Genomic DNA, 1,937 nt, shown 5'->3' with positions numbered 1-1,937 from the left:
TGTGGTCATATTTTCCTTGTTTGGCAAGACTGATTAAACCAAAGAAAGATTTAAAGGCTTCATTGACCTTTTTTAAAATTTGCTGTGCCATGTTGCTGTTTAACAGCTTATAGTTTTCGTTAGTTTTGGCAAGATGATAGTTTTTCTCATAATTAAGAAATTCCTTGTGTTCAAAATAGTATTGTCTGACATTGTACAATCCGACGTTGTACATGTTCTTGGCAATATGGCACAGTTCTCGAAGAGTCAAGTATTCTTCTTTGGTCAAACCATTTAGCTGTTGTTTGATACAAAAATACATTTTTTCACCTCCCATCTAACTATATGATACTATATTTTACTGAATCTATCCTATTTTCAGCAAAATATAGTTAAGGCGATTCATCTCCCACTTACTCCGCTTCGCTTCGTTGAAGTGGGAGTCTTCTCGCCTAATTAAGATAAAAAGAATAAAAATTCCTCACCGATATGCGGAAATGTTTCGTATAATAGAAAAAAAGGAGGCGGCAAGAATGAACGGCATCTTCATCGACGACAAGCGGCTCGGCATCCGCGTGCCGCATCTGGACAAGCCTTGGGAGGACTACAGCCCAAACGAACAAGAGGCGATTTTACTGGAATGGGAAACAATCCGCGGCATGATCCCCGACCGCATCGCCGCCCTGGAGCGGGAAATCAACGAAAAACAAGACGAACTCGGCGAAGAGCATGATTTTGAACGCTCCTGCCGGCTCAATGCCGACATTGCCGAACTCGCTTCGATCGTGAATGATTTATGGATTTGGTATCGGGTCAGTCCCCATGTTTCCTTTGAAAAGGAAGCGGCGGTAAAACGCAAAATACGCTGACGAAACCGGCCGTCTCTTTTTTCTACGGCCATGTCGCCCCCGCCGCCCTTGCCGCGGCTTTCGCGACCACCTCCTTTATCCGTATATGCGCTATGCGATCGGCCTGCGCGATGACGATGTCTTTTTCGGCGGGGCGGATCCGGGCTGGGCGTACGGGCTCGTCTTTTGCACCTTTGCGCCGATGGCCTTTGGCGTGCCGATCGTCTTTTACGAAGGGCCGTTTAAGCCGGAGACGTGCTATTCCTTGATGGAAAAATACCGGGTGACCAATTTCGCGTACGCCCCGACCGCGTATCGGGCGATGGCGGCGGCCGGCGCGGACGTCATTCGCCGCTATCAACTGAACGTGCGCGCCATGAGCTCGGCGGGCGAGCCGCTCAATCCGGAAGTCATCCGCTTTTTCCAAGAGCACGTGGGCGTTACGATCCATGACCATTATGGCTTGTCGGAAACGTTGATGCTGATCGGAAACTTCAACGCCGCCGAGATGGACGTCCGGCCAGGCTCGATGGGATGGCCGCTGCCGGGCTTTGACGTGGCCCTGCTCGATGAGAACGGAACCCCAGTCGCCGACGGCGAAGTCGGACAAATTGCCTTTAACACCGACTCGATCCCCAACGTCTTTAAGGGGTATTGGAAAGACCCTGAAAAAACCGCCGAGCGGCTCGTCGGCAAGTGGTTTTTGACCGGCGATTTGGCGACAAAAGACGAAGACGGGTATTTCTGGTTCCAAGGACGGGCGGACGACATCATCTCGAGCGCCGGCTACCGCATCGGGCCTTTCGAAATTGAAAGCTGCCTCCTTGAGCATCCGGCTGTCGTCGAAGCAGCCGCCGTCGGGAAGCCGGATCCCGTCAAAGGGGAAATTGTCAAAGCGTTCGTCGTGCTCAGAGAAGGCTTTGCGCCGTCGGACGAGCTGGCCGAAGAGCTGTCCTTGTTCGTCAAAACGCGCTTATCCAAACGTCAACTACCCACCACTTAAAGCCTAACGGCTTTTGAAGTGGGGGCTTGGCAAGCCCTAGTTGACTACCCTCAGCCATTCAATGGCTACGTTGGAAGGGTCATGACACTTACGGATGCTCCTCCAGT

The 1,937-nt window shown here is 51.3% G+C and carries 1 protein-coding gene and 2 pseudogenes; 2 read left to right on the top strand and 1 reads right to left on the bottom strand.

Annotation, left to right across the window (positions count from 1 at the left end; genetic code table 11):
• Positions 1-301, bottom strand: a pseudogene (locus ETC02_RS16455) (RNA-guided endonuclease TnpB family protein); the annotation flags it as partial.
• Positions 302-512: 211 nt separating this feature from the next.
• Between ETC02_RS16455 and ETC02_RS16450 the strand changes: the two are divergent.
• Both ETC02_RS16450 and ETC02_RS16445 read left to right on the top strand, forming a co-directional pair.
• A complete protein-coding gene (locus ETC02_RS16450) occupies positions 513-848 on the top strand; it encodes a hypothetical protein (protein ID WP_047818869.1) in 336 nt (111 codons plus the stop codon).
• A 73-nt stretch (positions 849-921) separates the two neighbouring features.
• Positions 922-1,821: pseudogene (locus ETC02_RS16445) on the top strand (acetate--CoA ligase); the annotation flags it as partial.
• Positions 1,822-1,937 lie beyond the last annotated feature (116 nt).

Source organism: Geobacillus sp. DSP4a (assembly GCF_013096875.1).
GTDB lineage: Bacteria > Bacillota > Bacilli > Bacillales > Anoxybacillaceae > Geobacillus > Geobacillus thermophilus.
Note: the sequence above shows the minus strand (reverse complement) of the source record. Positions and strands in the feature narration are given on the sequence as shown.

Excerpts from the sequence above, each read along its gene's own strand:
- ETC02_RS16450 (WP_047818869.1), top strand. The coding sequence starts at position 513 with ATGAACGGCATCTTCATCGACGACAAGCGGCTCGGCATCCGCGTGCCG.